The 1,808-nt window shown below is 49.9% G+C and carries 2 protein-coding genes; one reads left to right on the top strand and one right to left on the bottom strand.

Annotated elements, in window-relative coordinates; translation table 11 throughout:
- Window positions 1-498 precede the first annotated feature (498 nt).
- A complete protein-coding gene (locus VE954_RS14145) occupies window positions 499-1,035 on the top strand; it encodes a hypothetical protein (protein WP_324953792.1) in 537 nt (178 codons plus the stop codon).
- 207 nt (window positions 1,036-1,242) lie between these two features.
- On the opposite strand, the gene VE954_RS14140 is transcribed toward VE954_RS14145, so the two are convergent.
- Window positions 1,243-1,617, bottom strand: a complete 375-nt coding sequence (locus VE954_RS14140) for a response regulator (RefSeq protein WP_324953790.1) — start codon at window positions 1,615-1,617, stop codon at window positions 1,243-1,245.
- Between the last annotated feature and the right edge of the window lie 191 nt (window positions 1,618-1,808).

The following is a 1,808-nucleotide window of genomic DNA, read 5'->3' as shown; positions in this document are numbered from 1 at the left end:
GGCATGCTAAGGGTGCACGCAAATGTGCACGTTATCGATAAACCAATCAATGGGTGGGATATTGAAGAGCCAATTTTTTGAAGATCCTGGCAGAAGCCGCCCTGTATCTGGGAACAATCAACCTTTGAATTGGAACCCGTTCGGCACCGTGATTTTTTGTGGAAAAACGCGAAGTGATATGCAAAATTTGAACCCGGTAAAAAGAATTTCTAGTGACAGGCCCTTTGAGTGCCGCCTCGGATGGCGGCACATTTTTACTCATCAAATTCCTGGCTTGGCAGCTGGAGGCGTAAGCAATAACGTCCGGCCATGATCATGGCAGCCAGCCGATACTTCCGGGACTTCGCAAAAGAAAGGGGGGATCCGTATGAAGGATAATCTTTTGCCTGACGACCAAGGCAGCTCAGGGGGGCAGCATCCCGACCTCGATAGAACAAGGCATGACTTTGAGAGGATGAAAATTCCTGATTCCGACCTTTCGATTTTAAGGCGGAAATCATGAACCCGGATCCAAGCCCCGACTTCACCGCAGAGGCCAGGAACCTCGGCTATTTCCCGTTCATCCGCTTTTCACCGCTTGAATACTTCACTTTCAAAGAGCTTTATGGGGAATGGATATTCGATCTTTTCAAACGGCTCAAGGATCCGGGGCGCCTTCACCCTGAGTGGGCCATCATATTTGCGGGAACTGCAGTTCAGCTCTCCCGTGATGAGGTCCTGAAGGCTTTAGATGTACATGCTCTGGTGACCGGATCGGATGAGTTCATGCACCGGCGACGGCATATCCGAAAATTTAACGATATGTTCTTTGAAGTGGTGTGGCCGAAGATGAAGGAGGGTGCCCTGGATATACCTGAGCCCGACCGCCCCATATATCTGGCGGATTTCGAACGGTGGCGGGAAAGGCTTAAGGCAAGGACGACCGAGATTCGCGGGAAGCACAAGGCTTCCCGGGAGGCAAGCCCTGTCATCGAGCACCGTTCCCAGCCCTCAGATCGGCCGAAGATCGTGAAAAAATCCAAACCTGAGGTTTAATGTGATTTCACGGCTACAGGCTATCGCATGGGTGTTGTTCACGGAATCGGCGTATTCTCCTGCCTTTGGATTCATGGCAGACGACTTCAAGCTGGCTGATTCAATGCACGGATTTCCGGCAAAAAAACAGCTGATTCCAAAACTCTTCGTACAATATCTGCGCCTCGGTCAGACCGCTTTTCACAGTCGGATGGTGCCATGCCAGGGCTAAAAAATGGGAATTTTTGTCAGCTTTGAAGACAATTTAAGCAAAATTTGGCCGTTGATTGGCTTCTGAATTTCGTGAACATTGTCATGTTTTCCGATAAAATCCACCGGGAGATCACGCCCTGAAGCTATGATAACGGGTGCAGCCCTGCTCAAGGTGTCTTCGGACCTTAAATGCCTTATGAACTCCATTCCATCCATATTGGGCATGATGCAGTCGGTCACGATCAACGAAAACTGTGTGGACCTGCAGCTCTCCAAAGCCGCCCTGCCGTCCGCTGCCATAATGAGTTTTGCTTCAGGAGCCATAAATCGAAAAAGGTCCACGTACCACTCAAGGATCTCGGGTTCGTCGTCGACAAAAAGAAAGTTCACCAAGCAACCCCTTTAGTTATACTGTGCAGCTTCCTGCAGAGCCCATCATTTCTGAAGCGCTTCAAAGGCGCGGCTCATCTGCGCAATGCCATGACCAGTGTCCAGAAGGCGAATTCTGGCACTCAGGAAATTCTCAGTTTCCTGCCCATTCCATGTACTTCGCTGAAGATCCTGTTTAATGGAGATTAAAG

It is taken from the genome of Oligoflexus sp. (assembly GCF_035638955.1).
In the GTDB taxonomy this organism is placed as follows: domain Bacteria; phylum Bdellovibrionota_B; class Oligoflexia; order Oligoflexales; family Oligoflexaceae; genus Oligoflexus.
The sequence above is the reverse complement of the archived record's forward strand: the minus strand, read 5'-3'. Positions and strand labels throughout refer to the sequence as shown.